Annotated in this window: 15 protein-coding genes and 2 pseudogenes; 13 read left to right on the top strand and 4 right to left on the bottom strand. The window is 72.7% G+C overall.

The features are described from left to right. Window positions 1–135 precede the first annotated feature (135 nt). Window positions 136–840: pseudogene (locus FRCN3DRAFT_RS0200920) on the top strand (SDR family NAD(P)-dependent oxidoreductase); the annotation flags it as partial. On the opposite strand, the gene FRCN3DRAFT_RS58055 reads toward FRCN3DRAFT_RS0200920, so the two are convergent. From FRCN3DRAFT_RS58055 to FRCN3DRAFT_RS42050, 3 genes are all read right to left on the bottom strand, one after another. Beyond that, window positions 790–3,039 carry a DUF6541 family protein gene (locus tag FRCN3DRAFT_RS58055; RefSeq protein ID WP_007517723.1) on the bottom strand — a complete coding sequence of 750 codons (2,250 nt, stop codon included), beginning with the start codon at window positions 3,037–3,039 and terminating at the stop codon, window positions 790–792. The pseudogene FRCN3DRAFT_RS0200920 and the gene FRCN3DRAFT_RS58055 sit on opposite strands and share 51 nt — an antisense overlap. A gap of 176 nt (window positions 3,040–3,215) precedes the next feature. Next, window positions 3,216–4,142 (bottom strand): NAD(P)-dependent oxidoreductase, encoded by a 927-nt coding sequence (locus FRCN3DRAFT_RS0200930; protein WP_007517722.1) that lies wholly within the window; start codon window positions 4,140–4,142, stop codon window positions 3,216–3,218. A gap of 147 nt (window positions 4,143–4,289) precedes the next feature. Beyond that, entirely contained in the window at window positions 4,290–5,921 is a 1,632-nt protein-coding gene (locus FRCN3DRAFT_RS42050; protein WP_232793880.1) for a hypothetical protein, read from the bottom strand. 373 nt (window positions 5,922–6,294) lie between these two features. Between FRCN3DRAFT_RS42050 and FRCN3DRAFT_RS0200940 the strand changes: the two genes are divergently transcribed. From FRCN3DRAFT_RS0200940 to FRCN3DRAFT_RS42060, 3 genes are all read left to right on the top strand, one after another. Then, window positions 6,295–8,007 (top strand): MDR family MFS transporter, encoded by a 1,713-nt coding sequence (locus FRCN3DRAFT_RS0200940; protein ID WP_007517718.1) that lies wholly within the window; start codon window positions 6,295–6,297, stop codon window positions 8,005–8,007. 116 nt (window positions 8,008–8,123) lie between these two features. Further along, window positions 8,124–8,816, top strand: coding sequence for a TetR/AcrR family transcriptional regulator (locus FRCN3DRAFT_RS42055; RefSeq protein WP_007517716.1), 693 nt, complete (start codon window positions 8,124–8,126; stop codon window positions 8,814–8,816). A 155-nt stretch (window positions 8,817–8,971) separates the two neighbouring features. Continuing rightward, a complete protein-coding gene (locus FRCN3DRAFT_RS42060) occupies window positions 8,972–10,702 on the top strand; it encodes an MDR family MFS transporter (RefSeq protein WP_007517715.1) in 1,731 nt (576 codons plus the stop codon). Between the two features lie 377 nt (window positions 10,703–11,079). Here the strand turns inward: FRCN3DRAFT_RS42060 and FRCN3DRAFT_RS42065 are convergent, their stop codons facing one another. Beyond that, window positions 11,080–13,095 (bottom strand): ArnT family glycosyltransferase, encoded by a 2,016-nt coding sequence (locus FRCN3DRAFT_RS42065; protein WP_335341669.1) that lies wholly within the window; start codon window positions 13,093–13,095, stop codon window positions 11,080–11,082. 382 nt (window positions 13,096–13,477) lie between these two features. Between FRCN3DRAFT_RS42065 and rfbD the strand changes: the two genes are divergently transcribed. The 9 genes and pseudogenes from rfbD to FRCN3DRAFT_RS55750 form a co-directional block, all read left to right on the top strand. Beyond that, the gene (gene rfbD / locus FRCN3DRAFT_RS0200960) at window positions 13,478–14,356 is read left to right on the top strand and encodes a dTDP-4-dehydrorhamnose reductase (protein WP_007519636.1); all 879 of its coding nucleotides are present in this window, start codon (window positions 13,478–13,480) and stop codon (window positions 14,354–14,356) included. Window positions 14,357–14,453: 97 nt separating this feature from the next. Beyond that, window positions 14,454–16,160 (top strand): methionine--tRNA ligase, encoded by a 1,707-nt coding sequence (gene metG, locus FRCN3DRAFT_RS0200965; protein ID WP_007519634.1) that lies wholly within the window; start codon window positions 14,454–14,456, stop codon window positions 16,158–16,160. A gap of 341 nt (window positions 16,161–16,501) precedes the next feature. Beyond that, entirely contained in the window at window positions 16,502–18,067 is a 1,566-nt protein-coding gene (locus FRCN3DRAFT_RS0200970) for an LCP family protein (protein WP_007519633.1), read from the top strand. Between the two features lie 584 nt (window positions 18,068–18,651). Next, the gene (locus tag FRCN3DRAFT_RS0200975; protein ID WP_007519632.1) at window positions 18,652–20,202 is read left to right on the top strand and encodes an LCP family protein; all 1,551 of its coding nucleotides are present in this window, start codon (window positions 18,652–18,654) and stop codon (window positions 20,200–20,202) included. Beyond that, on the top strand, window positions 20,202–21,152 hold the full coding sequence (locus tag FRCN3DRAFT_RS0200980; protein WP_007519630.1) for a TIGR03089 family protein: 951 nt from the start codon (window positions 20,202–20,204) through the stop codon (window positions 21,150–21,152). The genes FRCN3DRAFT_RS0200975 and FRCN3DRAFT_RS0200980 overlap by 1 nt, the downstream gene beginning before the upstream one ends. 302 nt (window positions 21,153–21,454) lie before the next feature. Then, window positions 21,455–22,897: a UDP-glucose dehydrogenase family protein gene (locus FRCN3DRAFT_RS0200985; protein WP_007519628.1), complete on the top strand. Its 1,443-nt coding sequence runs from the start codon at window positions 21,455–21,457 to the stop codon at window positions 22,895–22,897. Window positions 22,898–23,423: 526 nt separating this feature from the next. Next, a complete protein-coding gene (locus FRCN3DRAFT_RS0200990; RefSeq protein ID WP_035924180.1) occupies window positions 23,424–23,924 on the top strand; it encodes a GtrA family protein in 501 nt (166 codons plus the stop codon). Between the two features lie 596 nt (window positions 23,925–24,520). After that, on the top strand, window positions 24,521–25,846 hold the full coding sequence (locus FRCN3DRAFT_RS53800; protein ID WP_007519623.1) for a hypothetical protein: 1,326 nt from the start codon (window positions 24,521–24,523) through the stop codon (window positions 25,844–25,846). A 332-nt stretch (window positions 25,847–26,178) separates the two neighbouring features. After that, window positions 26,179–26,614: pseudogene (locus tag FRCN3DRAFT_RS55750) on the top strand (hypothetical protein); the annotation flags it as partial.

Here is a 26,614-nt window from a genome sequence, read left to right on the forward strand (position 1 = left end):
CCGGGGCGGGGCGCGCCGCCTGTGCGTGTCTTGACGCGCGTCTTGCGGCCCAGGCGTCGTCCGGCGACGCTTCGAACCTGTCCTGGTTTGTTTCCCAGGGGATCCCACTCGAAGCGGATGTTGAGAGGCGTGAGCATGGCGACGGAAGGCAGCGGGTCCGCTGGTCCGTTAGCGGGCAAGGCCGCGATCGTGACCGGCGGGGGGCAGGGAGTCGGCCGTGGCATCGCGCTCGCGCTGGCAGCGGCCGGGGCGCGAGTGGTCGTCTGCGGCCGGACCGAGTCGACGCTCGATGACGTCCGCGAGGAGATCGGGGCGCGCGGCGGCACCGCCCGCTCCATCCGCTGCGACGTCACCGTGCCCACCGACCTCGACCGGCTCGTGGAGCTGACGGTCGCCGCGTTCGGGACCGTCGACATCCTCGTCAACAGCGCCATGATTGTGCCGCACGGAACGCTGCTGGACATCGGCGACGAGACGATCGCGGCCGGCTGGGAGTCGGGCCCGCTCGCCGCGCTCCGCCTGATGCGCCGGTGTCATCCGTACCTGCGTGGTGGCGGCGCGATCGTCAACGTCTCGTCCGGCGCCTCGATCGCGCCGATGACCCACCACCGGGCCGTCTACGCGGCGACGAAGGCCGCGCTGAACGCGATCTCACGCGGCGCGGCGGTCGAGTGGGGCCCAGACGGCATTCGCGTCAACACGATCATGCCGTTCGCGCACTCCCCCGCCCTCGACCGCTTCGCCGCCGACGAGCCTCAAGCCCTGGCGGACGTCCTCGCCGCCATCCCGCTACGGCGCACCGGCGACCCCGAGTCCGACATCGGCCAGGCCGCGGTCTTCCTCGCGAGTCCCGCGGCCGCCTACATCACCGGCGCCATCCTTCCGGTCGACGGCGGCGCGGCCTACGTGCGGTAGCCGCCCAGGCGACCGCGGGACGGGCCAGGTGGGGACGGCGGCGATGGACAGGGACCACATCGCGACGGTGAGGAGGGCCAGGCCGAGGAGCGCGACGAGGCCGAGGGTCCAGAGCGTGAAGGTGGGCTCCGGGACGCCACTGAGGACCAGCGCCGACCGGAGGCGTCCGACCGTGTCATAGAGGTGCAGCGCCGGGAGCTTGAAGGCGAGCTCTCGTGCTGTCATGACGCCGGCCGCGGTGGCGAGCGCGGCGACCGCGGCGACGGTGGGCAGGCCGCGGCGGGCGCCCGGCAGCGCGGCGAGGGCGGCGGCGAGGAGCAGGGCCCCGATCGGCACGGCCGGCAACAGGTAACGGGCGAACCAGGCGCCACCGGCGGCGACGTAACCGACGAGCGTGGCGGCCACGACCGCGACATGCAGCACGATCAACGCCCACGCGACCACGCCAGGGGCCCGGCGTCGCAGCCACGGGCGAGTCAGCCAGGGGCCAGGCGGCCACGAACCGAGGAGGCCCGTCGCCGCGCCGTCTCCCTTCCCGTCCAGCCCGGTGGCCCCGCGCGCGGCGCGCGGCCACCGGGCCGCGCACCAGCGCGCGGCGCGGCGCAGCGCGGCGAGCACGAGGCCCGTGACGAGCACCAGCAGCACCAGTTTCGTCCCGTCCGTCAGGTCACGTCCGTCGGCGAGCAGGCGCGGACGGCCGTAGAACCCCCGGTAGATGGCCCAGGCGAAGGTGCGCGAATGCAGGATCTCGTCGACCGTCATCGGCTTTTCCGAGATCGGAAACATCTTGGCGATCAGCCCGCTCGCCGTGGGATCGCCGTAGAGCTGGTCGTTCCGCCAGTAGAACCAGCCGATTCCCGCGCACACGCCCGCCGCGCCGCCCGCCACGGTGGCGATTCCGAGCCCGAGCCGGCGCCACCGCCCACCGGTGTGAAGAGCTACGGCGATCCCGGCGGCGGGCAGGAGCAGCCCCGCCACGAGCAGGCCGCTCGCCCGGGTCGCCGCCGCGGCGAGCACCACCACGGCCAGGCAGAACAGGCGCGGCGCGGACGGCCCGCGCCGTAACAGGGCGACCGTGGCCGCCAGGCCCGCGATGATCGTGGCGAGAGACAGCCCGTCGTTGTAGATCTGACCGCAGGAATTGATGAACATTCCGACGGTGCCCATGACCGCCGTGGCGCCCACGGCCAGGTCCGGGCGCGTGGGTAGGAGTTCGCGCACCAGCCAGGCGACCGCGGCCAGCGCCGCGATGCCCATGACGACGTTGAGAAGCCGGGCCGCGCGGAAGCCCGCGATCGGGTGGCCGCTGTGGATTCCGGCCTCGAGGGGCACCGACTCGATGGCGTAGAACAACGGCGGATGGTTGGCCGTGTAGGTGAGCTGGGTGTTGCTGTGGACTCCCCGCGGCCCGCGGGCGCAGGCGGGCATTCCGCCGGCCGACGCCATCTCCAGGGCCATCGACGGCGGACGGACGGTTCCAGCGCTGGCACCGGCGCCGGCGCCGGCGGCCGTCGGCCGGGCCGGGTCGGTCCTGTCGGCGACGGCCGAGGTGGTCGTTCGGGGCTGGCGGGACTCGACCGGACGAGGCTCCCCTCGCGATCCTTCCCCGAAGCCGGCGGCCGAGCCGGGACCGCGGCTGGCGTCGGCGTCGCGGGCGATCCGCGCGCGGGCCGCTTCGAGACCCAGCCTGACTTGTTCGGGGGTGACGACGCAGTCCGCCGGGATGCCGGGCATTCCAGGGAGGAGGGCCCGGACCGGGGTGTCGATCACCGGCAGGCTGCCGCCGCCGACGTCCAGTGCGTAGGAGGTGTGCTGGGCCTCGTCTGCGCTGGTGAAGGGCGGAATGGCAAGCGCTGTCAGCGTCGCGAGCGCGGCGAACACCAGACTCGCCCCGGCGACGCCGACGACCACCCACCGCCGCACCGCCGAGCGGCCATTGCCTCGGCCAGCAACGCCGATGGCGACGCCCACGCCGACACCGACACCGTCGACGCCCCCGGCTCCGGTGTCGTGATCATCCTTGTCATGGCCGTCGTCGCCGTGCTTGTCATGGCCGTCATCGCCGTGATCGATCTTGAGGTGGTCGTGAACGTGCTCCGACCGCCGCTCCCCCGCCGTCCCCACCTGGCATCCCGATCATCGCGGGTGGCCGGGCCTTCGTCGGCCAATGCGCCCAAAGAAGACGTTAGCGGTCCACTCCACAGACGACGCACGCACCCTGCGGAGTCGGGTAATCACGTCAGACCGGCACGACCTGGAACACCTCGCGCTGGAACACCTGGCGCTGGAACAGCTCGCGCTCAGGTCTGGGCGGCCGAGCCCTCGGGCGTCGAATAGGGGCGACGCGACGGGTCTGCGGCGCCGGGCTCGCCCGCGGCGGGCAGCGGGCGGAGGTCCGCGATGGCGGAGAAGTCGTCCTCCCCCTGGCCGCGGCGGGCGGCCTCGGCGGTGAGGCCGAGTACCGCCTGGGCGACGCCGAGGGGTCGCGGAGTCGCGCGGACGGCCAGCCGGACGTCCTTCGCGAGGGCCTCGACGGTGAACGCGGGCGGGGCGAAGGACCCGGACTCGATCATCGGCCGCTTGTAGCCGAGGACTCCGCCCAGGAACCCGCCGGCCAGCTCGTCGAGCACGACCCCGCGGTCGAGCCCCAGGTCGACGCCGAGCGCGACGGTCTCCGCGACCGCGGCCATCGCCTCGGCGAGGCTGAGGTTGACGACGAGCTTCAACGCGCTGCCCGCGCCCACCTCGCCCACCCGGACGATCCGCTCCGGGTCTCCGAACAGCTCCAGGGTCGGCCGAGCGGCGGCGAGGTCAGCCTCGCTCGCGCCCACGAGGATCTTCAGCTTGCCCTCGCGGGCCGGCGCGAGGGTGCCGACGACCGGCGCGTCCACATACCGCAGCCCGGCGCCGGCCGCGGCCCGGCCCAGCTCGCGAGCCGACTCCGGCCCAACCGTCGTCCCGTTGATCACCAACAGTCCGGCGGGCGCGGCGACGTGAACCGACTCCATCACCTCACCGGCCGACTCCGGCCCGAACAGCATCAGGACGGCCACATCGGCGTCCGCGACGGCGTCCGCGACGGAACCGGCCTCGCGGGCGCCGGCCGCGACCAGCTCGGGCGCCCGCCCGGGCGTCCGGTTCCAGACGGTCAGCTCATGCCCGCCAGTCAGCACCCGAGCCGCCATCAGCCGGCCCATCTTGCCCATCCCGAGAAATGCCACCCGCACGTTCGGCCTCCCATCGCCATGCGACTGCCGCCACGAACCATGGCCTACCCGGCTCAACCGGCCTCGCCCGCCAACCAGCACGGATCCAGGTCGTCATGGCACGGTCGCCAGGAGCGTTCTCGTCACGAACCACCTACGACGCCTGTCTCATCCCCGGACCACCCTGCCAGGCGCGGGAACGCCGGGTGAGGGAAGGCCGGGCGCGGGAATCTCGAGAACCGGCGCGGGGACGGTGGCGTCGGCGTCGGGCCGTGGCCGGGTCTGGACGGGGGCGTGCCGCAGGGCACGCGCGAGGCTCGCGGCGCCGAGGACGGCGCCGGCGCCGAGGATGCCGATGACGGACGAGAGGTAGCGGTAGTCGAAGCCGGCGGTCAGCGCGCTGATCGCGAGCACCGACAGGCCGCCGCCGCCCGCGAGCCAGTACATCGGCGGCGGGCCGGGCCGACGGCGCCGCCGGGCCACCGGGACGGCGATCAGCCCGGCGACGAGCCCCGCGCCGACCAGGGGCATCGGCGCGTAGCCGAGCCGCGAGTAGCCGGCCAGCCCCTGCGCGAGCCCGCTCCGCATCGACGTCACGACGTAGTAGCCGTCGGCCGAGCGCGGGTCGCTGTCCGGCAGGACGTTGGTGAGGGTGTCCGGCAGCTCCCAGGTGTCCGCGCGGGACGTCGTGGCGGTCTCGTGCCGTGCCGGCGAGAAGTAGCCGACCAGGTAGCCGCCCGACGTCCGGAGCACCATCCAGGGCTGCGCGCGGACGATGTCGTTCGCGAACTCGCCGGCGAGCTCCTCCCGGCCCTTGGGAATGCGGGTGTGGCCCTGGCGCAGCGGCGAGCTCGCCGGCCACAGGTAGGTGTCTGGCTGGGAGCGCTGCGCCACCGGCCGCCGGTCGCACAGGGTCCGCAGCACGGGACGGTCCTCGGGCAGCGCGGCGCAGTCGGCGAACGGCGCGACCCGGCCGTACAGGAAGAACCCGGAGTGCGCCGAGACGTTGAAGTGCCCGCCCTCCGCGAGGCTCCACCCGCTGTACGCGCACACCGGCGCCGCCACCGCCCCGGCGAACGAGGAGACCACGGCGAGCACCCGCAGGGCCCCGGGGAGCCTGCCCGTGCCGTGCTCGCGACGGGCGCGGACGGCGGCGGCCGTCGTGGTCACGAGCAGGACGACGAACGCGACCGCGAGCGGCCCATAGCCGACCGTCCGGACGGTGAGGCTCGCGCCGAGCAGCAGCCCGGCGAGCACCACGGCCCACATTCGTGGACGGCCGGGCATCGCGAGCAGCAACAGCCCGAGGCCCGTGAGCACGCTGAACAGCGCCTCCGCCAGCACGAACTGGCCGAGGTCGAGCACCCAGGGCGACAACAGCATCGGCGCGGCGCACAGCGTGGCCACCCACGTCCGCCGGGTCACCCGGAGGGCGACCGCGTACAGCCCGACGCCGACGGCGAAGGTCAACAGGTGCTGGATGATCACTAGCCGGGTGAGGTGGGCCTGGCCGTCGACCAGCCGCAGCAACATCGGGTAGCCGGACGGCCGCCAGTCCTCCGGCCACAGGCCGTGCCACGCCTGATCGAGGTAGGCGCCCGAGTCCCCCAGGTACATCAGCGCCGGCCGGTAGGTGGCCACGACGAGCGCCCTGACGGCGAGTGCCACCAGGGCGACCGCGCCGAACAGCGCGTGCCGCCGCGCCCACGCGCCCAGCCGCCGTCGCGTCTCCGGGGTCGCCGAACCCACGACCGGCTGGGTCGTCACGGTCGGGACCGGCTGGTCGAGCGGCGTGGCCATCGTCGTCAAGTGTCCCAGCCGATCCCACCGTGACCGCTCCGACCTCCCTGGTGTCTCGCCGTGTCTACGCCTCCCGGCGCGCGCGACCTGCGCCTCCGGTGGCACCAACCGGCCTCCGGGCCCACCCGCCCCTCTCGCCGCCCCGAGGTGACGCAGATCTCTGCAGTCTCGGAATTTTTGCGTTGACTGCAAACTTGTAGCAGAGGCAAAGTTGTAGTGCACGCACGATCGACCGGCCCGGCACCGCGTCCAGCACCGACGCGAGCCCTGACCCGTGGCCGAGGCCGGCGATCGCGCAGGGCCGCCGAAACGAGAGCGACGAGCCGCGAACCACGAGCCCAAGGCCCGGACGCGCACCTTTGGAGACACGTAGATGAACTCGCCACACAGCGCCGCCCGGGCCATGACCAAGCGGGCCACGAACGCCGGCGCCGCCGACAACGGCCGCCGGATCTGGCTGATCGTCGCCGCGCTCGGCACCGGCCTGCTGCTGGCCTCGCTCGACCAGACGATCGTGTCGACGGCACTGCCGACGATCGTCGGTGACCTGGGCGGCGCCACGCACCTGTCCTGGGTGGTCACCGCCTACCTGCTGGCCTCGACGGTCTCGACACCGATCTGGGGCAAGCTGGGCGATCTCTACGGCCGCAAGCGCTTCTTCCAGGCAGCCATCGTGATCTTCGTGGTCTCCTCCATGCTCGCGGGCCTGAGCCAGTCGATGATGGAGGTCATCGCGTTCCGCGCGCTGCAGGGCCTCGGTGGCGGTGGCCTCGTCGTCGGCGCGATGACGATCATCAGCGACCTGGTCTCCCCCCGGGAGCGGGGCCGCTACCAGGGCGTGTTCAGCGCCCTGTTCGCCGTCTCGTCGGTGCTCGGCCCGCTGCTGGGCGGCCTATTCGTCGACCACCTGTCCTGGCACTGGATCTTCTACATCAATGTTCCGGTCGGCGTGGCCGCGTTCGCCGTCGTCACCGTGGTGCTGCCCGCGATCCGCAACCGGGCGAAGGCCTCGATCGACTACCTGGGCGCCGCCGTCCTCGCGGCCGCCACGACCTGCCTGGTCCTGTTCACCAGCCTCGGCGGCTCCTCGATCGCGTGGAGCTCTGCGACGAGCATCGGCCTCGCGGTCGGCGGTGTGGCGCTGCTGGGCCTGTTCGCGCTGGTCGAGCGCCGGGCGGCCGAGCCGATCCTGCCGCCGCGGCTGTTCACACTCAAGGTGTTCAACGTTGCCAGCCTGATGAGCTTCGTGGTCGGCTTCGCGATGTTCGGCTCGATCATCTTCCTGCCGCTCTTCCTGCAGGTCGTCAAGGGCATCGACCCGACCGTGTCCGGCCTGCAGATGCTGCCGATGAGCCTCGGCCTGATGATCGCCTCGATGACGACTGGGCGCCTGATCTCCACCTTCGGCCGGTACAAGGCGTTCCCGATCATCGGTACCGGTCTGATGACGGTCGGGACGGCGCTGTTCTCGCTGCTCACCCCGGACGTCTCGACCCTGCGGCTCAGCCTGTCGATGTTCGTCTTCGGCGCCGGGATGGGCCTGGTCATGCCGGTGCTCACCCTGTCGGTGCAGAACGCGGTGGACCCGCGGGACCTGGGCGCGGCGACCTCGGGCGCGACGTTCTTCCGCTCGATCGGTGGTTCGTTCGGCACGGCGGTGTTCGGCACGATCTTCGCGAACGTGCTGGCCGGCAAGATGGCGCACCTGGTCGGTGGCGCCCCGCTGCCGGCCGGTGTCACCGGTTCGGACGTGAGCCCCAAGCTCATCGCCAGCCTGCCCGCCGCCCTGCGCACCGGGTTCATCCAGACCTACACCGACTCACTGCAGGTCGTCTTCCTGGTCGCGGTGCCGATCGCGTTCCTCGGCTTCCTGACCGCCTGGCTCCTCCCCGAGCTGCGCATGCGCCGCAGCAGCGGTCTCGACGCCCGCGCCGAGGCCGCCGCGACGGCTGGCGCCACCGCGGTCGGCGATGACGCGCCGCAGCTGTCCATTCCGGACACGATTCCGGTGGACCTGCTGCTCTCCGGCGATCCGGTCCCCGTCGGCCGCGCGCGCGGGCACGACGACTGGCGGCACGACAGCTAGTCCGGACCGGCAGCTGGCCCAAAGATTTCACTGGCTGCAAACTTGTATTGACGGCAAACTTGTAGGGCGCGCAAGATACGGAAGCAGGAGCGCGGAAGGGGAAGGAGGGACGCCCGATGGGAGTGAGTGCGGGCGTGGCCGAGCCCACCGAGCTCGGGCTGCGCGAGCGCAAGAAGCGCCAGACCCGCAACGCGATCCGGGAGGCCGCCGTCCACCTCGTCGCCGACCGTGGCCTCGAACGCGTGACCGTCGACGAGATCGCCCAGGCCGCGAACGTCTCCCCGCGCACGTTCTTCAACTACTTCCGGTCCAAGGAAGACGCCTTGGCCGGGATCGACAAGGACGACATCGAGGAGGCGTGCGCCGCGCTGCGCGCCCGGCCGGCCGACGAGCCGCCGCTGCGCGCCCTCGCCGCCGTCCTGACCAACCGGCTGGAACGCCAGACGGTCGACCCGCGGGCGAACCTGGCGCGGGCGCAGATGCACCAGAGCCACCCGCAGCTGTTCGGCGCGCACGCCGCCACCTGGCGCCGCTTCGAGCTCAGCCTGGCCGAGGTCATCGCCGAGCGCACCGGCCTGTCGGTCGACGAGCACCCGTACCCGACGACCGTGGTCGCCGTGGCGATGGCCGTCGTCCGGTCGACGATCTCGCACTGGCAACGGACCGAGAACCCCTCCGCCGCGGCGCTCTCGGAGAAGCTGCGAGCGGGGTTCGACAACGTCGAGCGCGGCCTCGCGCCACCCACGCCCGGCCAGCCGCTCGCCCCCGGCCAGGCGCCCACGCCCGGCTGGCCGGGCACGGCCCCATGAGCCCGCCGCCGGCCGTGCCGACGCTCGCGCCGCGGGCCGACGCCGCGCACGCCTGAGCCCACCGAGGAGCTCCACCCGCCCGAACGCGAGCCACGCCACGCCCAGCGCGCGCGAACCCGCCGACCATGCCCGCCCCGCCGCCGAGGGAGAACGTGATGGCGTCACCCAGCACAGCGAGCCGGTCCTCGGAGCCTGCCTCTCCCGTCACACCACCGACGGCGGACGTCCCGGTCGAACCCGGAGGGCACCGGGTCGGACTGATCCTTCTCGCCCTCGGTGTGGGCATGCTGCTCGCCGCGCTCGACCAGACGATCGTGTCGACGGCGCTGCCGACGATCGTCGGCGACCTCGGCGGCGCGGAGCACCTGTCCTGGATCGTCACCGCCTACCTGCTGGCCTCGACGGTGTCCACGCCGCTGTGGGGCAAGCTCGGCGACCTCTACGGCCGCAAGATCTTCTTCCAGGCGGCGATCGTCATCTTCCTGGTGGCGTCGGCGGTCGCCGGCCTCGCTCAGTCGATGGGCGAGCTCATCGCGTTCCGCGCGCTGCAGGGCCTGGGTGGCGGTGGCCTCATCATCGGCGCGCAGACGATCATCGGTGACGTGCTGTCGCCGCGAGAGCGGGGCCGGTACCAGGGAGTGTTCAGCGGCCTGTTCGGCTTCGCGTCCGTGGTCGGCCCGCTGCTCGGCGGTCTGTTCGTCGACCATCTGAACTGGCGGTGGGTCTTCTACATCAACCTGCCGCTCGGCGCGATCGCGCTGATCATCGTCGCCTCGGCGCTGCCGTCGACCCGCAACCGGGTGAAGCGATCGATCGACTACCTCGGCACGCTCGCGCTCGGCGGTGCCGCCACCTGCCTGGTGCTGTTCACCAGCCTCGGCGGCACGACGCTGGCCTGGAGCTCCCCGGCCAGCATCGGCCTGGTCATCGGCGGCGTGGTGCTGCTGGTCGCGTTCGGCTTCATCGAGCGGCGCGTGGCCGAGCCGGTGCTGCCGCCGAGGCTGTTCGCCAACCGGGTCTTCAACGTCTCCAACCTCATGGGCTTCGTGTGCGGCTTCTCGATGTTCGGGGCCATCACCTTCCTGCCGCTGTTCCTGCAGGTGGTTCAGGGCATCGAACCGACGATGTCCGGCCTGCATCTGATACCCGTCATGGGCGGCATGCTCGTTTCGTCGACCATCACGGGACGGCTCGTGAGCAGGACAGGCCAGTACCGGGTCTACCCGATCGTGGGCAGCGCGCTGGTGGCGATCGCGCTCGTGATGCTCGCCGCACGGATCACCCCGGACATCGGCGCGGCGGAGCTGATCATCTATATGTCGCTGCTGGGCCTTGGCCTGGGCGGTGTCATGCCGGTGCTGGTCGTGTCGGTGCAGAACGCCGTCGAGTTCCGTGACCTCGGGGCGGCGACATCTGGTTCGGCGTTCTTCCGCTCGATCGGCGGCTCGTTCGGCACGGCCATCCTCGGTGCGATCTTCGCGAACCAGCTGACCGCCAAGCTGGCGACGGACCTCCACGGTGCCTCGCTGCCGGCGGGCTTCAGCCCCTCGGAGGTAAGCCCGAAGCTGGTCATGAGCCTCCCGCCGGCGCTACGCCAGGGCTTCGAGGGGGCCTATACCGACGCGATCCAGGTCGCGTTCTGGGTCGCGGGCCCCGTCGCGACCATCGCCTTCGCCCTCGCCTGGCTGCTCCCGCAGCTGCAGATGCGTTCGACCAGGCACGTCGTGGAGAGTGCCCCGGCGGCGCAGACCGCCGTGCCGGGAGTCGCGACCACCGACTCCGCCCCGATCGACGCGGCGGTCCTGGCGGCCGGCGATGCCGCGAACGGCTCCGTCTCCGGCCTAGACGCGGCCGATACTGCGGGTACAAGATCGGCCACCAGGTAGCGCACAGAGAGCGAACAGTCAGACACGGCTGAACGGGCCTCTGGCAGCCGACCACAGCCCGCCGGACTGATCCCCCCGGGGATCCTCTGGGCCCACCCACCACCCCCAGAGACACCGCCCCGCCGGGCCTCCCTGGATGGTCGGACCGCGTCAGCTCAGCGTGTCCATAGACACCCTGAGCTGACACACCTCAAACGACCGGGGGTGAAGTGTGTCGGATCAGCTGCCCTATAGACGGGCTGAGGTGACACGGATTGGTCTTGGAGCTGGCCGCTAAGCCCGGGGGCGTCGTGGCGATCTCGACCGACATAGCGGGCATCTGTTAACAAAGCGTGCGGATGTGCAGCCTCGCCGCGACCCCCGCTGGGCGCCACCGGCTATCGGGAACCCACCGTGGCTTCTGGGCCGACGGCGTCAGCTGGCCGCAGGGGCGCGGGGCTCGCGGCGTCCGTGGTGGGCGCCGTCGAACCGTCGCCCACCACGGACGCCTCCGACGGCGGGTCCTGAAGGGATGAGTGGACGGCGACGACGAGCGCCGCAACCACGAGCGCGCCGGTGGCCGCGAGGATCGTCCAGGTGACGCCCACGGGGAACGGCGCCCAGCGGGCGATCGCGGCGGCGGCGTCCGGGATCCGCGCCGGGGTGAGGGCGACGCCGCGGCCGAGCCAGTAGTAGCTGCAGATGGCCAGCAGCGCGAACGCCTGCATGAGGACCGCACCGACGAGCATGACCACCGGGGTCCAGCGTGCGCGCCGGCCGAGCAGCCGGGCGAGACCCGCCGCGGCGACCACGGCGATGCCGACGACGCCGAGATAGAGGTAGCGGCCCTGGACGGCGATGCCGCGGGTGTAACGCTCGTAGTCGGCCCAGCTGCGCTGGCCGACCGTTATGTAGGCGAACACGGCCGGCAGCAGCAGGACTGCCGGAACCGCGGGCGTACGCAGCCGGCCCAGCCAGGCCCGCCAGCCCCGCCCGGCCGGTGACGGCGCCGTCGCCGTCGCCGCGTCGGCCGGCGCCTGCGCCGGGATCGCCACGACGATCGACTCCGCGGGCCCGCGACCACGCCCGCGTGAACCGGCGAGACCGGTCGCGAGCCCGACGAGGCCCACCGCCACCACGACGACGGTCGCGGAGACGATGGCGATCGGCGTCAGCTGAGGCGGTTCGAACATGCCCAACCCCGCCCAGAAGCGGTTGAACATGGTCTCGACGAAGTACCACAGCCAGGTCCAGAAGGAGTCGGGCAGCAGCAACGGCTCCCGCCGGGGCGGGTCGACGCCCCAGCCGTTCGGCTGGACCGCTCCGTAGAGCACGTAGTTACGCACCCACCACCAGCCGCCGCCGGCGAGCCCGACGCCGAGCGCGATCGCGGCCGGCCGCCAGGGCAGCGAGCCGAGCGCCGCCCGCCGGCGCGCCGCGCGCGGTTCCGCGGCGGCCGGCCGCGGGTCCCGAGTGCGCCACCAGCCGACGAGGTAGGCGGCGCCGACCATGAGCGGCAGCAGCAGGGCCGTCCCCTTGGTCAGCAGGGTCACGGCGAGCCACACCCCGGCCCAGATCGCGGTGCGCGCGCGCCGGTCGCCGAGCAGCACGCCGGCGAGGACGAACGTCAGGACGCTCGCGGACAGCATGAGGATGCCGTCGTTGTTGAACGACGAGCCGACCCGGGTGAGGCCGGGCACCGCCAGCGGCAGCACCGCGGCGCCCCGCGCCACCGTCTCGGCGAGGCCGAGGCGGCGCGCCGTGGCCCAGGCCAGCAGCGGCAGCGGCGCGACCAGCAGGATGTTGAGCAGCCGCAGGACGTAGACCTGCTTGTCGTAGGCCCAGTCGTCCGAGCCGGGCAGCGCGGACAGCACCGCCGCGCCGACGGCGTAGACCAGCGGCGGGTGCTGCACCATCTGGTTCGACAGCCGGCCGTCGGTGACGGGGTCCGGCCCGCCGAGCTCGTCGAACGAACCGCGGTCGGGGCGGGGCGTCGGGGTGATCTCGGCGAACGACGGTGCGCCGCGGCGCTTGCCGCCGGACTGGAACATGTCGGCGTAGTCGCCCCGGTCGAAGTCGTCCGAGGTCGCCGCGACCCCCTTGGAGATCATCTTGTCGCCCGGGCCGGGCCAGCCGGAGCCGTGCTGGAGCCCGTAGACCATGTCGACGTGCTGCGCCTCGTCGTAGCCGGCCCAGGTCGGGTAGATCACCGAGTAGGTGGCGAGCAGCGCGACGTGCAGCGCGGTGATCAGCAGCACGACCTTCGGCACCCGCCGGGCCAGCGCCCCGCCGGCCCGGACCGCCTTCCCGAGAGCCAGCGGCGGGCGCGGCGAGTGCCACGGGCGCCGCGGACGGCCTGGCGCGCCGACGGCGGCCGGGTCGGGCGCGGTCGGGTCGGCGGCCGGGTCTGGCACGGTCGGCTGAGAGGGGATCTCCGTGCTGCCCGCCCCGGGCGTGAGCGCCGGGGGCGGGGTGTCGGTGCGCTCGCTGATCGTCGGCTCCGTGGTCGCTTCATCGCGGGCGCGTCGCGCGCCCTCCTCCGGCTCTGCCGGTGCGAGCCCGGCTCCGCCGGCTCCGTGCCCGTTCTGGCCGAACCGTCCCCGCTCGGGGGCCGTGGCTCATCGGGGCTCGGCCTGGTATGGTCCGTCGCCCGTCGGTCCAGCCTAGACGACCCGGTTGCGGCACCCGGTGGCCCGGTGCGTCGGGCACCTGCCCGGGAAGGCGCGGCATGCGCATACTTAACGTTGCTGCCGGGTTGTTCGTCGGTCTGCCAGACTGCGAACCGTGCGCGTACTCGTGATCGGTACTGGTGGCCAGGTCGGCTCCGACCTGTGCCGGCTGCTCGCCGCTGATCCCCGGCTGCCGGCCTCCGCCGGGCTGACCAGGGCGGAGTGTGACATCACCGATCCGGCCAGGGTCCGGGCGGTGATCCGCGACCAGGCCAGGCCGGCGAAGATCCAGGGTGGGCTCACCGTCGTGAACACCGCTGCCTGGACCGACGTCGACGGCGCGGAGACCGACGAGGCTGGTGCCTACGCGGCCAACGCCGCCGGGCCCGCGCACCTGGCCGCGGCCTGCGCCGAGGCCGGCGCGACGCTCGTCCATCTCTCCACCGACTACGTCTTCGACGGCACCGCCGACAAGCCGTACGAGGTGGACGACCAGACCGCCCCGGTCTCCGCCTACGGGCGGACCAAGCTGGCCGGTGAGCAGGCCGTGCTCGCGCTGTGCCCGTCGGCTTACGTGATCCGTACAGCCTGGGTGTACGGCGCGGTCGGGGCGAACTTCGTCAAGACGATGGCGCGGCTGGCCCGGGAGCGCGACCAGCTCACGGTCGTCGACGACCAGCGCGGCTCGCCCACCTGGTCGGCCGATCTCGCCGCCGCGATCATCGAGCTGGCGCTCTCGGGTGTCTCGCCGGGGCTGTACCACTACACGGACGCCGGCGACACCACCTGGTTCCGCTTCGCCCAGGCGATCATGGAGGAGCTCGGGCACGACCCGGCCAAGGTCGCCCCGACGACCACGGCGGCGTTCCCGCGCCCCGCGCCCCGGCCCGCCTACTCGGTGCTGTCCGCCCGCCGCTGGATCGACGCCGGCCTGACCCCGCCACGGCACTGGCGGGACGCCCTCGCCGCCGCCTTCGCGGCCCACCCCGCCGAGCTGCGCGGCTGACGCCGCCGCGGGCGGTTGACGAGAACGAGGGCCAGCCGCGCCGTTGGCCCGTTGTCGCGGTGAGAATCGGTTACCCCCCGGGGGGTAACGTGAAGCCGTGACCGCGCAGATCAGCCCGCCCGTACCGCCGGGGGCCAACCGCGGGCCCGCGGGCCGTCCCACCCTGGTGGCGGTCGCCTGGCCCTACGCCAACGGCGCACCGCACCTTGGGCACATCGCCGGCGCCTACCTGCCGGCCGACATCTTCGCGCGGTTCCAGCGGATGGTGGGCAACCGCGTGCTGATGGTGTCCGGGTCGGACACGCACGGCACGCCGATCACGGTGCGCGCCGAGGAGGAGGGCATCACCCCGCAGGAGGTCGTCGACCGTTACCACCCGATGTTCCTGGACATCTGGGAGCGGCTCGGCATCTCCTTCGACCTGTTCACCTCCACCCGGACGGACAACCACACCCGGGTCACCCAGGACGTGTTCACCAGGCTGCGCGACGCCGGCTACATCTCCGTCGAGGAGACGACGCAGTTCTACGACCCCCAGGCGGGGCGGTTCCTGCCCGACCGTTACGTGCTGGGTACCTGCCCCTACTGCTCCTACCCGAGCGCGCGCGGCGACCAGTGCGAGAACTGCGGCCGCACCCTCGACCCGGACCAGCTCATCGACCCGCGCAGCAAGATGACCGGCGCGGTGCCCGAGCAGCGCCGGACGTCGCATTTCTTCCTGCGGCTGTCGGCGCTGTCCGACGAGCTGCTGGCGTGGCTGCAGAGCAGGCAGGGCTGGCGCCGGCATGTGATCAACTGGTCGGTCCAGTTCGTCAAGGACGGCCTGCACGACCGGGCGATCACCCGCGACCTCGAGTGGGGCGTGCCGCTGCCGACCGACGAGCTCGGCCCGGGCAAGCGGATCTACGTCTGGTTCGAGGCAGTGATCGGCTACCTGTCGGCGAGCAAGGAGTGGGCGGCGACCGTCGCCGGCGACCCGGAGGCGTGGCGCGCCTGGTGGGAGAACCCGGACGCGGCCGCGTACTACTTCGTCGGCAAGGACAACATCCCGTTCCACACGGTGATCTGGCCGGCGATGCTGCTCGGCTACGGCGGCCTGAACCTGCCGACCGACGTCCCGGCGAACCAGTACGTCACCTTCGGCGGGGCGAAGGCCTCGAAGTCGGCCGGCATCGGACGGACGGTCCCGGACTATCTGGACGTCCTCCAGCCGGACGCACTGCGGTACGCGGTCTCGACCGTGCTGCCCGAGCAGAACGACACCGAGATCACCGACGCGGACATCATCCGCCGGGTCAACGACGAGCTGATCGCCAACTGGGGCAACCTCGTCAACCGGGTGATGGCGCAGATCAACAAGTTCTTCGACGGGGTCCTGCCGGCCGTCCCCGACCCCGCGGAGCTGGGCGGCCAGCACGCCGAGCTGCTGGCGAAGGTCGACGACGGCCTGGTCCGGGTCGCCGAGCTGCTGGACAAGGTCGAGCTGCGGGCCGCGCTGCGAGCCGCGATGGAGATCTCCGGCGAGGTGAACCAGTACCTCTACCGCGAGGAGCCCTGGAAGACCGTGAAGGTCGACCGGGAGGCCGCCGCGGCCAGTCTTGCCACATCGGTGCAGGCGATCGCCGGTATCGCCGTCGCGCTGGCCCCGTTCCTGCCGTTCAGCTCCGAGCGGCTGGCGTCCGTGCTCGGCGTCGACCTGAGCGTGTGGCGGCGCCAGACGGTCCCGGCCGGCCGCCGCCTCGAGTGGTCGGGCGCGCTGTTCACCAAGTTGGACCCCAAGGCTCTGGACGTCCCGGCGGTCTGAACCTCCGGATCCGCGCGGACGGCGCGGCCGCCCTCCGGGGTGGCCGCGCCGATCTCGTTCGGGCCGGCCGCGACCGGCGCCGCGCGGGTGAGCAGATAAGGGTGAGCAGGCGAGCTGTCCGCCCTCTCCAGGTGACTCTCCCTCGGGTGACTGTCCCCCCGAGCGAGGTGAACCGTCTCACGGCTCACCGGCGATCATCACTCAAAGCATCAATAACAACGTCATGCGTACGGGAGACGGGTATCGATGGCCGGCAGCGGGTACTTTAAGTATCAAGACATGTTCGGAGAGTATCTGCCTGCCGGGTAATCACCCGGGCGGGGGTGGGAGGTGCTGGCCCGGTGACCGAAGCACCGCCCAAACCCCCGACAGACGCCTCCCTCGTTCTTCCCCCTGAGCTCGACCCCCGCCGCCGGCCGCGGCCGCGGGGCGTCGACGTGCCGCACGGGCGAGCCCGCCGCGCGCTGGTGACGCTGGTCGCGGTGCTGTCCTGCCTGGTCTTCGTCGCCGCCGTCGGCGGCTACACGGTCTACCGCTACTTCGACGGGCAGATCTCCCGCATCAAACTCAACCTCGGCGGCGACCGCCCGACGGGAAACCCGGGCGGCGCGGTGAACTTCCTGCTCGTCGGCTCGGACAACCGGGAGGGCACGGGCAACGAGTTCGAGAGCGAAGGCGCGGTCGACGGCGAGCGCTCCGACACGACCATGATCGCCAATCTGGCGCCGAACGGCACGACCACGCTGGTCTCGTTCCCCAGGGACACGCTGGTCGCCATCCCGGGCCACGGCAGGGGCAAGCTGAACTCCGCGATCACCATCGGCGGCCCGTCCCTGCTGATCAAGACGGTCGAGCGGATGACCCAGATCCGCATCGACCACTACGTCTCGGTCGACCTGGATGGCTTCCGCCGGATGACGAACGCGATCGGCGGGGTGACGGTGTGCCTGCGGCCGCTGCCCGACGGCTCCACGGCGAACCTGCGTGACCCGTGGTCACAGTGGCGCGGGGTGGTCGGAGCCAACCACATCGACGGCGAGCAGGCACTGGCGTTCGTCCGCCAGCGCCACGGGCTGCCGGGTGGCGACTTCGACCGGATCCACCGCCAGCAGCAGTTCATCGGCGCCGTGTTCGAGAAGGCGACGAGCACCGGCGTGCTGGCCAACCCGGCCCGCCTGGAGGGGCTGCTGCAGGCGGCGCTCAGCTCGCTGACCGTCGACGACTCCACCAAGATCGACGATCTGCAGCGGCTCGCCATCCGGCTGCGCGGCCTCTCCGCCGACCAGATCCGCTTCGAGACCATCCCGGTCCGGCCACCGACGCCGGCGGAGGGCGCGAACGCCCTCGGCGAGCTCCCGGTCTACGGGTCCGTGCAGATCTACGACCAGAGGTCTCTCGCCGCGTTCCTCGCCCCGCTACGGGGCGAACGACCCCCGACCGGCTCTTCCGCCGCGACCGCCGGCCCCGGCGGCGTGCCCGCGGGGCCCGTCTCGCGGCGCTCCGCCGTGCGGGTGGACGTCTACAACGGCACCGGCGTCGCCGGCACGGGTGACACGACCACGAGTTCGCTGTCGACCGCCGGCTTCAGGACCGGCGCCGCGCACACCTGGACCGGCGAGTCCCCGGCGGCGAGCGAGATCCGGTACGCCCCCGGGCGTGAGGCGGACGCGCGGGCGGTCGCGGCGGTCGTCCCCGACGCGCGCCTGGCCGTGGACCCGGCGCTGCGCGCCGGGACGGTCACGCTGATCCTCGGCACCGGCTTCACCGGCCTCGACCGCGCCGCCGCGGGCACGAGCTCCGGGGCGTCGTCGCCCACCGCCGCCGGCACGGGCACAGGCACCAGTGCCCCGGCGACCCCGCCCCCGCCGCGGACGGCCGCGGATCTCACCTCCAGCTGCACGTACTGACGCCGCGGCGGCGGCCCCGGGCGTCCTGGCCGCGGCCCGTGGCCCGTGCCCGCGGCCGATACCATCGCCACAAGGCTAGGTAAACACCGCGGAAACTCCAAAAAGACAACAGATCGGGCGGCCGACCAGCCTGTGCCAACGGTCTCCGGACCGCGCGTCAGCGGCCCGCGGGCCCCCGACGCGGACCCAGCCGTGACGCCGTGGTGAATCTCACGACCGATGCCTTCGGTCGGATGCGGCACCGGCCGGCGGACCTGCGCGGCTGCCCGCCTGCGCGCCAGACCGCCCACGCACCAGCCCAAGCACCCCACTGCCGTGACGTTCTGTGACAACAACGTCACACTCGTCTGTTGTCTCTAAGCTCGCATGGCCGGATGGCAACGTCCAAGCGAAGCGATGCGTCCTAACTCGGGACAACGACACTGGTCTGGGATCGTTCCGCCCACGGCGCGCCGGAGCGGTGGCCGCGACGCGCGCGGGGGGACGCGGGCCAGCGGACACGTCCCGTCGGCCCAGCCGACGGGACCGTCCCAGCCGTCCGGTCTGTCTGGTTGTCCGACCCGCCGAGGAGGGCCGCACCGCCGGTGAGCCACGCAACCCTGCCGCGCCCGGCTCTGCCGCCGGAGCTCAACCCCCGAGCCCCCCGCCGCCGCCGCTCCTCGCTGCGGCGACTCTCCCTGGTCAGTTGCTCCCTGCTGTCGACCCTCGTGCTCGCGCTGAGCGGGGTCGGCTGGTTCCTCTACAACCAGTTCGACAGGAACCTCACCCGCAACAGCGCCTGGAACGTCGGCGGGGACAGGCCGGCGGAGGTACCGGGCAGCGTCAACATCCTGCTGCTCGGCGACGACAGCCGCGACGGCACGGGCAACGAGTACGGCGGCGAGGCCGTCGAGGGCAACCGGTCAGACACGACGATCATCGCCCACTTCGACAAGGACGGCACCGCGACGCTGCTCTCGTTCCCCCGCGACGAGCTGGTCAAGGTGGTCGTCCCGACGTCCGCGGCGAAGGACGTACCGCGGGACGGCAAGGACAAGCTCACCAACGTCATGACCTACGGCGGCGTGCCCGGTCTGATCACCACCCTCGAGGCGCTGACGGACCTGCACATCGACCACACCATCAAGATCGACCTGGCCGGCTTCAAGCAGATAACGGACGCGATCGGTGGTGTTACCGTCTGTGTCACACGGATGCCAAACGGCAGCACCACGAATCTGAACGACAACTTTTCGCAGTGGCACGGCCAGCTGGGGGAGAACCACCTGAACGGGGACCAGGCGTTGGCCTTCGTCCGGACCAGGCACGCCCTGGGTGACGAACGGTTGCGGATCCTGCGGCAGCAGCAGTTCCTGTCCAAGCTGCTGACGCAGGCGACCAGCACCGGCGTGCTCACGAACCCGGCGAAGATCACCGCGCTGCTCGGTGCCGTAGGCGGCGCGATCGAGATGGACTCGGGCCTCGGCCAGACGGAGCTGATCAAGCTCGCCGACCGGGTCAGCAAGCTCGGCTCCGGCAAGGTCAAGTTCGTCACCGTGCCGACGCACGTCCCGCTGGAGAGCGAGGGCGCCTCGGACATGTACGGCACCTATGGCGTCCACGGGGCCGTGTTGTTCATCAACACCGAGGAGTTCGAGCAGATCCTGGCGCCGCTGCGCCCCGCGTCGCCGCAGGACGCGGCGATCGCCAGCGCCCCGCCGGTGGCGCCCGCCCAGGTCATCGTCGCCTCGATCGCCAACGCGTCGGGCCGCACGGGGCTCGCCGCCGCCACGTCGGCCGACCTGCGGGCGCTCGGGTTCGGCGGTTTCATGGCCGCCACGACGGCCACGGCCGACCAGAGCGCGACCGAGGTCCGCTACGCGCCAGGCCAGGAGGGCGCCGCCAAGACCCTCGTCGCCAGGATCCCGGGCGCGCGGGCGGTGGCCGATGCCACGCTCACCGGCAGCGGCCTCGAGCTCGTGCTCGGCTCGTCGTTCACCGGTGTCGCGGGCGGCGCCGGGCCGACGGGCGCCAGCGCCGCCACCGGCGCGGCTCCCGCGGCCGGCGCGGCGGGGACGGCTGCGACGGTCGCGCCGACGACCACCGCGCCGCTGGGGTCCGGCGGCATCCCGGCCGACACCTCGTGCACGCCGTGATGGACGACGCGCCCCGGCTCATCCCGGTCGAAGCGCTGCTCGACCTGGCGGGGCCGGGCGGCGGGGCCGCCGCGAGCGGCGCGGCACCGTTCCCGGGGGTGGCGGCGGCGCTGGCGGCCCGGCTGCGGGCCGACGGGGCGAGCCCGATGGTCACGTTCTACGACGACGCCACCGGCGAGCGGGTCGAGCTCTCGGGCGTGACCCTGGACAACTGGGTGGCCAAGACGGCGAACCTGCTGGTCGACACCCTCGGCCTCGGACCGGGCGACCGCGTCGGCGTGGACCTGCCGGCCCACTGGCTCGCCGTCGTCATCCTGCTGGCCGCCTGGTCGGCCGGTCTCGAGGTCCTCGTCGCCCCCGACTCCGCGGGCGCGGAGACCGGGCCGCTGGCGGACGGAACAGAAGCAGCGGACGAGGCCGGCCAGGTGGCTGGGGGTGATGTCCAGGCCTTCTTCGTCGCCGAGAGCCGGGTCGACGCCGCGCTGGCGCTCGGCGCGGACGAGGTCGTCGCGCTGTCGCTGCGCCCGTTCGGCGCCCGGATGGCCCACCCGGTGGCCGGGGTGCTCGACTTCGCCGCGGAGGTGCCCGCGCACGGCGACCGGTTCGCCGCGCCCGCGCCACCCCCGGCCCAGACGGCCCTGCTCGCCCGCGCCGCCTCGGCGGCGGGGTTCGCCGGCCTCGGACCTGGCGACCGGCTGCTGGCCGCCGCGGGGCCCGGCGACGCCGAGGGCCTGCTGGCCGCGGTGCTCGCGCCGCTCGTGACCGGCGCGTCGGTGGTGCTGTGCCGCCACCTCGACACTCACCTCGACGACGGCGCGCTCGCGCGCCGGATCGCGACGGAGCGGGTGACGGCCGTCTGTGGCACGCGCCGTCCGCTGCCCGCCGGCGTGCGCCAGCTGTCTCTGGCGGAAGCGGCGACGCCGCCGGGGCGCGCGCCGGATACGGACTGAGCGACGGCCCCGGAAGGTGGCGAACGCTCCAGGTGGGTATTTCACAGCGTGACCATCAGCCAGCCTCCGCGCCCGGATGATCCCGATTCGGGTGCCGAGGTCGTCGCGGACGAACGCCTCCGCAACGCGGGGTTACCACCAGCGGGCAGGTTGGCGGACGGCGCAAACCGGCCCAACCGGACTCGGTGGCGCCGGTTACCGTCGGCTGGCTGGCCGGGCCGGCCGGGCCGGGCCGAACCGCCAGCCGCGCAGGCATCGGTGCCGGCACAGACATCGGTGATGACACAGAGAGGCAGCGAACCGTGAGCTGGTCGAGCGTGGGCACGTCGAGCACGTCCGAGCGGGCCACGGCGCCGCCCGGAGCCGAGTCCGGGCCGCGGGTCGCCGTGCTCGGCACCGGCTACCTCGGCGCGACCCACGCCGTGTGCATGGCGGAGCTGGGCTTCACCGTGATCGGTTACGACGTCGACGCGGCGAAGGTGGCGCGGCTGTCGATCGGGGAGGTGCCGTTCTTCGAGCCGGGCCTCGAGGAGCTGCTGCGCAAGAACCTCGAGTCGGGACGGCTGTCGTTCACCGCCGGGATCGGGGACGTCGCCAGCTGGGCCGACGTGCACTTCATCTGCGTCGGCACCCCGCAACGCGCCAGCGACGGCGGCGCCGACCTGACCTACGTCGACGCGGCCGTGGACGCACTGATCGACGTGGGCCTCGCGCCCGGCGCGCTGGTCGTCGGCAAGTCGACCGTGCCCGCCGGGACGGCGGCGACGCTGGCCGCCAGGATCCATGCCGCCGCGCCCGACGTCGAGCTCGCCTGGAACCCGGAGTTCCTGCGGGAGGGCTTCGCCGTCAACGACACGCTGCGCCCCGACCGGCTGGTGTTCGGCGTCGCGCCAGGCGGCGCCGCCGAGGCTCGTCTGCGCACGGTGTACGCCCAGACGATCGAGGCGGGCACACCGGTGGTGGTCACCGACTACGCCACCGCCGAGCTGGTCAAGGTCGCCGCGAACGCCTTCCTTGCCACCAAGATCTCGTTCATCAACGCGATGGCGGAGATCTGCGACGTGGCCGGCGCCGACGTGTTGGAGCTGGCCACCAGCATCGGCTACGACGCCCGGATCGGCAGCCGCTTCCTGCGCCCCGGCATCGGTTTCGGCGGCGGTTGCCTGCCCAAGGACATCCGCGCGTTCCAGACCAGGGCGACCGAGCTGGGCGCGACGGACTCGCTGGCCTTCCTGGCCGAGGTCGACGCGGTGAACCTGCGGGCGCGCGAGCGGGCGGTGACGCTGACCCGGTCGGCACTCGGCGGCGCCGTCGACGGCCGGCGCCTGGGCGTGCTTGGCGCCGCGTTCAAGCCGAACTCCGATGACATCCGCGACTCGCCGGCGCTCGACATCGCCGCGGCGCTCGCCGTCGAAGGCGCGCTGGTGACCGTGTACGACCCGGCGGCGGTGCCGAACGCGCGGCTGCGCTACCCGTCGCTGGACTACGCGTCCTCGGTGCGCGAGGCGGTCACCGGCGCCGACGCGGTGCTGGTACTGACCGAATGGGGCGAGTTCCGCGAGCTCGACCCGGCCGCGTTGCTGTCCTACGTGGCCGGCGCAGTGGTGGTCGACGGCAGGCACGCCCTCGACGCGGGCCGCTGGCGTGCCGCGGGCTGGGCGTACCACAGCCTCGGCCGCCCGAGCGACGCTCGGGTGCCGGCGCCGACCGACGAGAGGTCGGCCGGCCAGGGACACGGCGGCTAGCCTGCGGCCGGGTCACGTCGTCCGACCAGACCCGGCCCGGCCCGGCCCGGCGCGTCCCGGCCTGCCCACCCAGCCCGGCCCAGCCCGGCTACGGCCGTATGCCCGGGAGGGCACTCGGCGTCCCGGGGGGCGGCGGATGATCCGACTCGGGCTCCACAGGAAACTTTCCCCGGGTCGAAAGTGGGGTGCCCGCCGGTGCCGGGGGCGTCGCCCCGGGTGTCGGACTCGCCCCGCGCGGGCGCCCTCTACAGTGAAGAGACCGACGAGGTGCCCGACCTACAGGACATCTGGCCGCCCGCTGGTTGGGGACAAGGGGAACGGTGTCACCGACAGCAAACGAGGGCAGACCGTCTGTCGACGAAGTACACCCACCCCTCAAGGAGGATCTTTGCCTTCCGTCGTTGATCCGGCCGCGTCCGTATCGACCCGCCGCCGCGCCCAGCGGATCGGGCGGGGGCGGTCGAAGGGCCGCCGGGTGGCGTCGGTAGTCTCGGAGGGTGGCAGAAATCAGCCTGAGTTGTCTGTCGTGAAGCACCGGGCACGGCCATCACGGCTGGCGCTGCTCATCCGCGAGTTGAGCAAGTTCGGTGCGGTCGGCGCGGTCGCGTACGTGGTCGACGTACTCGTCTCCAACCTGTGTCACTCGCAGCTCCACATGGAGCAGCTGACTGCGAAGACCGTTTCCACGATCGTGGCGGCGACGATCGCCTACATCGGAAACCGGACCTGGTCGTTCACCCACCGCGCACGCACCGGCGTGCGGCGTGAGTACACGTTGTTCATCGTTCTGAACGCGATCGGCCTTGGTATCGCCTTGGCCTGTCTGGGCTTTGGCAAGTACGTGTTGGGACTGCAGGGCGCGCTCGCGTTCAACCTGTTCGGCAACGTGCTCGGCACCGGCCTTGGTACGGTCTTCCGCTTCTGGGCGTACAAGCGCTGGGTGTTCCTGCACCCGGACCACCCGCGCGCCGTCTCCGGCCCCGCCAACGAGCGGGCGGCCCGCGTGCCCGAGCCAGCCGGGCGCTGAACGAAACACCGGAGCAACTCCGGGTACCGCCACTCCGCTCGAGTCGGGTATCCAGTGGTAACCACGAGTAGCCGAACACAGTCACCGGCCGACCGGGGTAGTCGATACGAGAGCCACGCCCGCGTTCCGCCGATGCCGTCGATCTCGTAATCCCCCCGTGAGAAGCGCCGCCCATGCCCGCCGTAAGCCGCGGCCGGATGGCTGGAGCGCGAATTCCTGTGGTCCTCTTCCCGGCTAGCTGGACACAGGGTCCGTCTCGGAAATAAGCAACGGATGCACAATATTGCCGCTCGTTTGCCAACCCTGAAGCGGTCGCAGATGCCGCGGCGGGCTCTGCCCTGACGAAGCCGTAACCGCTCTCATACGCCGGTCGGCCGGCATTTCCCCCGTCGGCGCCTACTCGGCGAGGCGGCCAGCGCGGCCCACCAACCGGTCTTCATCGGCCCGCCGGCACGACATCGTCATGTCGTACGCGCGACGTCCGATGTCCGACAACCGACCGCGAGATGCCGCAAGACGGCACGACCTCCTAACATCGGACACCGGCCCTGGGGATGGAGCGTGGGGCACCCGGGGACCCTTTGGGAGGGAAAGTCATGCAGCCAACAGGCCACGAGCCGGACAACTCGGACGCCGAGACCCAGCTCGTCGGTGGGTCCGGGGCGGCGCCGGGCCGGTCGCCCTACGGGCAGGGCCCATCCGCGCCCGGCGCAGGCGGCCAGCCGGCGGACGACTCGGACGCCGTGACCCGGATGGTCGGCGGCGGCACCGCCGACCCGTACCGGGCGAACACGCCGGGGGCGACGCCGCCCGGCGCCGCGCCCGGCGGAACACCGGGCTACCAGCCGACCACGCCCTACCCGCAGCAGGGCGGTTACCCCCCGCCGGGTGGGTACCCGCCGCCGCAGCAGACGCCCGCGCCGGGTGGTTACCCCGCGGCGCCGCAGACGCCCGCGCCGGGTGGTTACCCGCCGCCGCAGACACCCGCCCCAGGCGGATACCCGGGCCAGACGCCGGCTCCGCAGGGGTACGACCAGCAGGGCTACCCCCAGCAGGGTTACGGAGCCACGCAGGGCTACCAGCAGCCGGACTATGGTCAGCAGCCCGCGGGCTACGACTACGGCCAGCAGACCCAGCAGGGCTACGGCGGCTACCAGCAACCGGGTTACGGTCAGCAGCCCGCGGGCTACGACTACGGCCAGCAGGGCTACGCGCAGCAGCAGGGCTATGGCGGCGCCGGCTACCCCGGCGGCGGCCAGCCGCAGCCGCCGCGCAACAACAACCGCCGCAACCTGATCATCGGCGGGGTCGCGGCCGGCGTCGTGCTGATCATCCTCATCGTGGTGCTGGGGGTAACCCTGGCCGGTGGCGACGACAAGCCGAAGCCGGTGGCGTCGGGCACGCCGACCACGCAGCCAACGGTCTCCGCGTCCGCGACGACGAGCCCCACGCTGCCGCCGACCACCACCCCGGCCCCGTCGCCCACGGCTTCCGGCGCGCTCAGCCTGGCCGAGCAAGCACTGGTGTCCCAGCTGGACCCGGACGCCGTCTCGGACTGCGAGGCAGCGTCCGACCAGGAGGACAGCGACGTCCAGGCGGCGGTGCTGTGCTCGGCCACCGATGACGGCCGCGGCATCTTCGCGTTCAGCTTCTTCGACGCGGACGCGCTGAAGCGCGACACGGACGCGCGCAGCAAGACGATCAACGACGCGGGTGACTGCAAGGACGGCAAGGACCAGGTCGGCACGTGGAACTTCACGGACAGTGAGGTCGACGAGGGCGCGCTGCTCTGCGGGCACACCGACGACGGCTCGTTCTACATGCACTGGACCTACGACGACGACCTGCTCGCCTTCTTCGCCACCGACAAGGACGGGGTCGCCCTCTACCAGTGGTGGACCGACTTCGACCCGCTCGCCTGATCCATCCCCACCGATCGTCCGGCCGGGGGCCGACGCGGGACGGGCGGCGGCCGACGCGCCTCCCGCCGCTCGGCCGCCGGCCGGCTCGGTCACCCTTGGCCACAGTCGGTCGCCGATCTCCTGGCCTGCCGGACGTCTCGGGCGGGTTCTCGGACCAATCGCCTCGTTCCAGCCATAGGCCGCCAGTGGTCGAAAACCGACGGCCGCGCAACAATGGTCAAACCCACGGCCGAGGCCTGCCAACGGATATGTGATCGGGCCGGCCAGCTGGGTCCGGTGTCAGATCGTGTCCAGACCGCGCGTGGCCGCGGGCGCAACCCGCGGGAGGAACGGTGGCAGGCCCATCCGATGACCGGCCGCCGGGACCCGACGGCCTGGCGCCCACCAGCGCCGCCGGCCCCGCCGGGCACCCGCCGGCGTCTTCCGAGTCGGACACGTTTCCCGGTCAGGCCGCGCCCGCCTGGGGCGAGGCACCGGACGAGGACGCCCGCTGGACGTCGCTCGCCGGCTGGGCCGACGTCACCCCCACCAGCCTGCGCCTCGAGGACATCGACCCCGACACCACGCCTCGCGGCAGTCTGCGCCTGGCTCCCCTCGCTCCGCCGGCCGCACACCCTCCGCCGGCGCCCCTCGGCCCGCCGGCACGTCCCGCGGGCACCGCCCGTCCCGCGGCCGCCGCCCCTCCCGCGGTCCCGGCACCGGCACCGGTCCCACCCCGGCTCCCACGGCCCGCGCCTCCGGCGCCAGCCCCGTATTCACGGCCGGTCG

Source organism: Pseudofrankia saprophytica (assembly GCF_000235425.2).
Taxonomy (GTDB): Bacteria; Actinomycetota; Actinomycetes; order Frankiales; family Frankiaceae; genus Pseudofrankia; species Pseudofrankia saprophytica.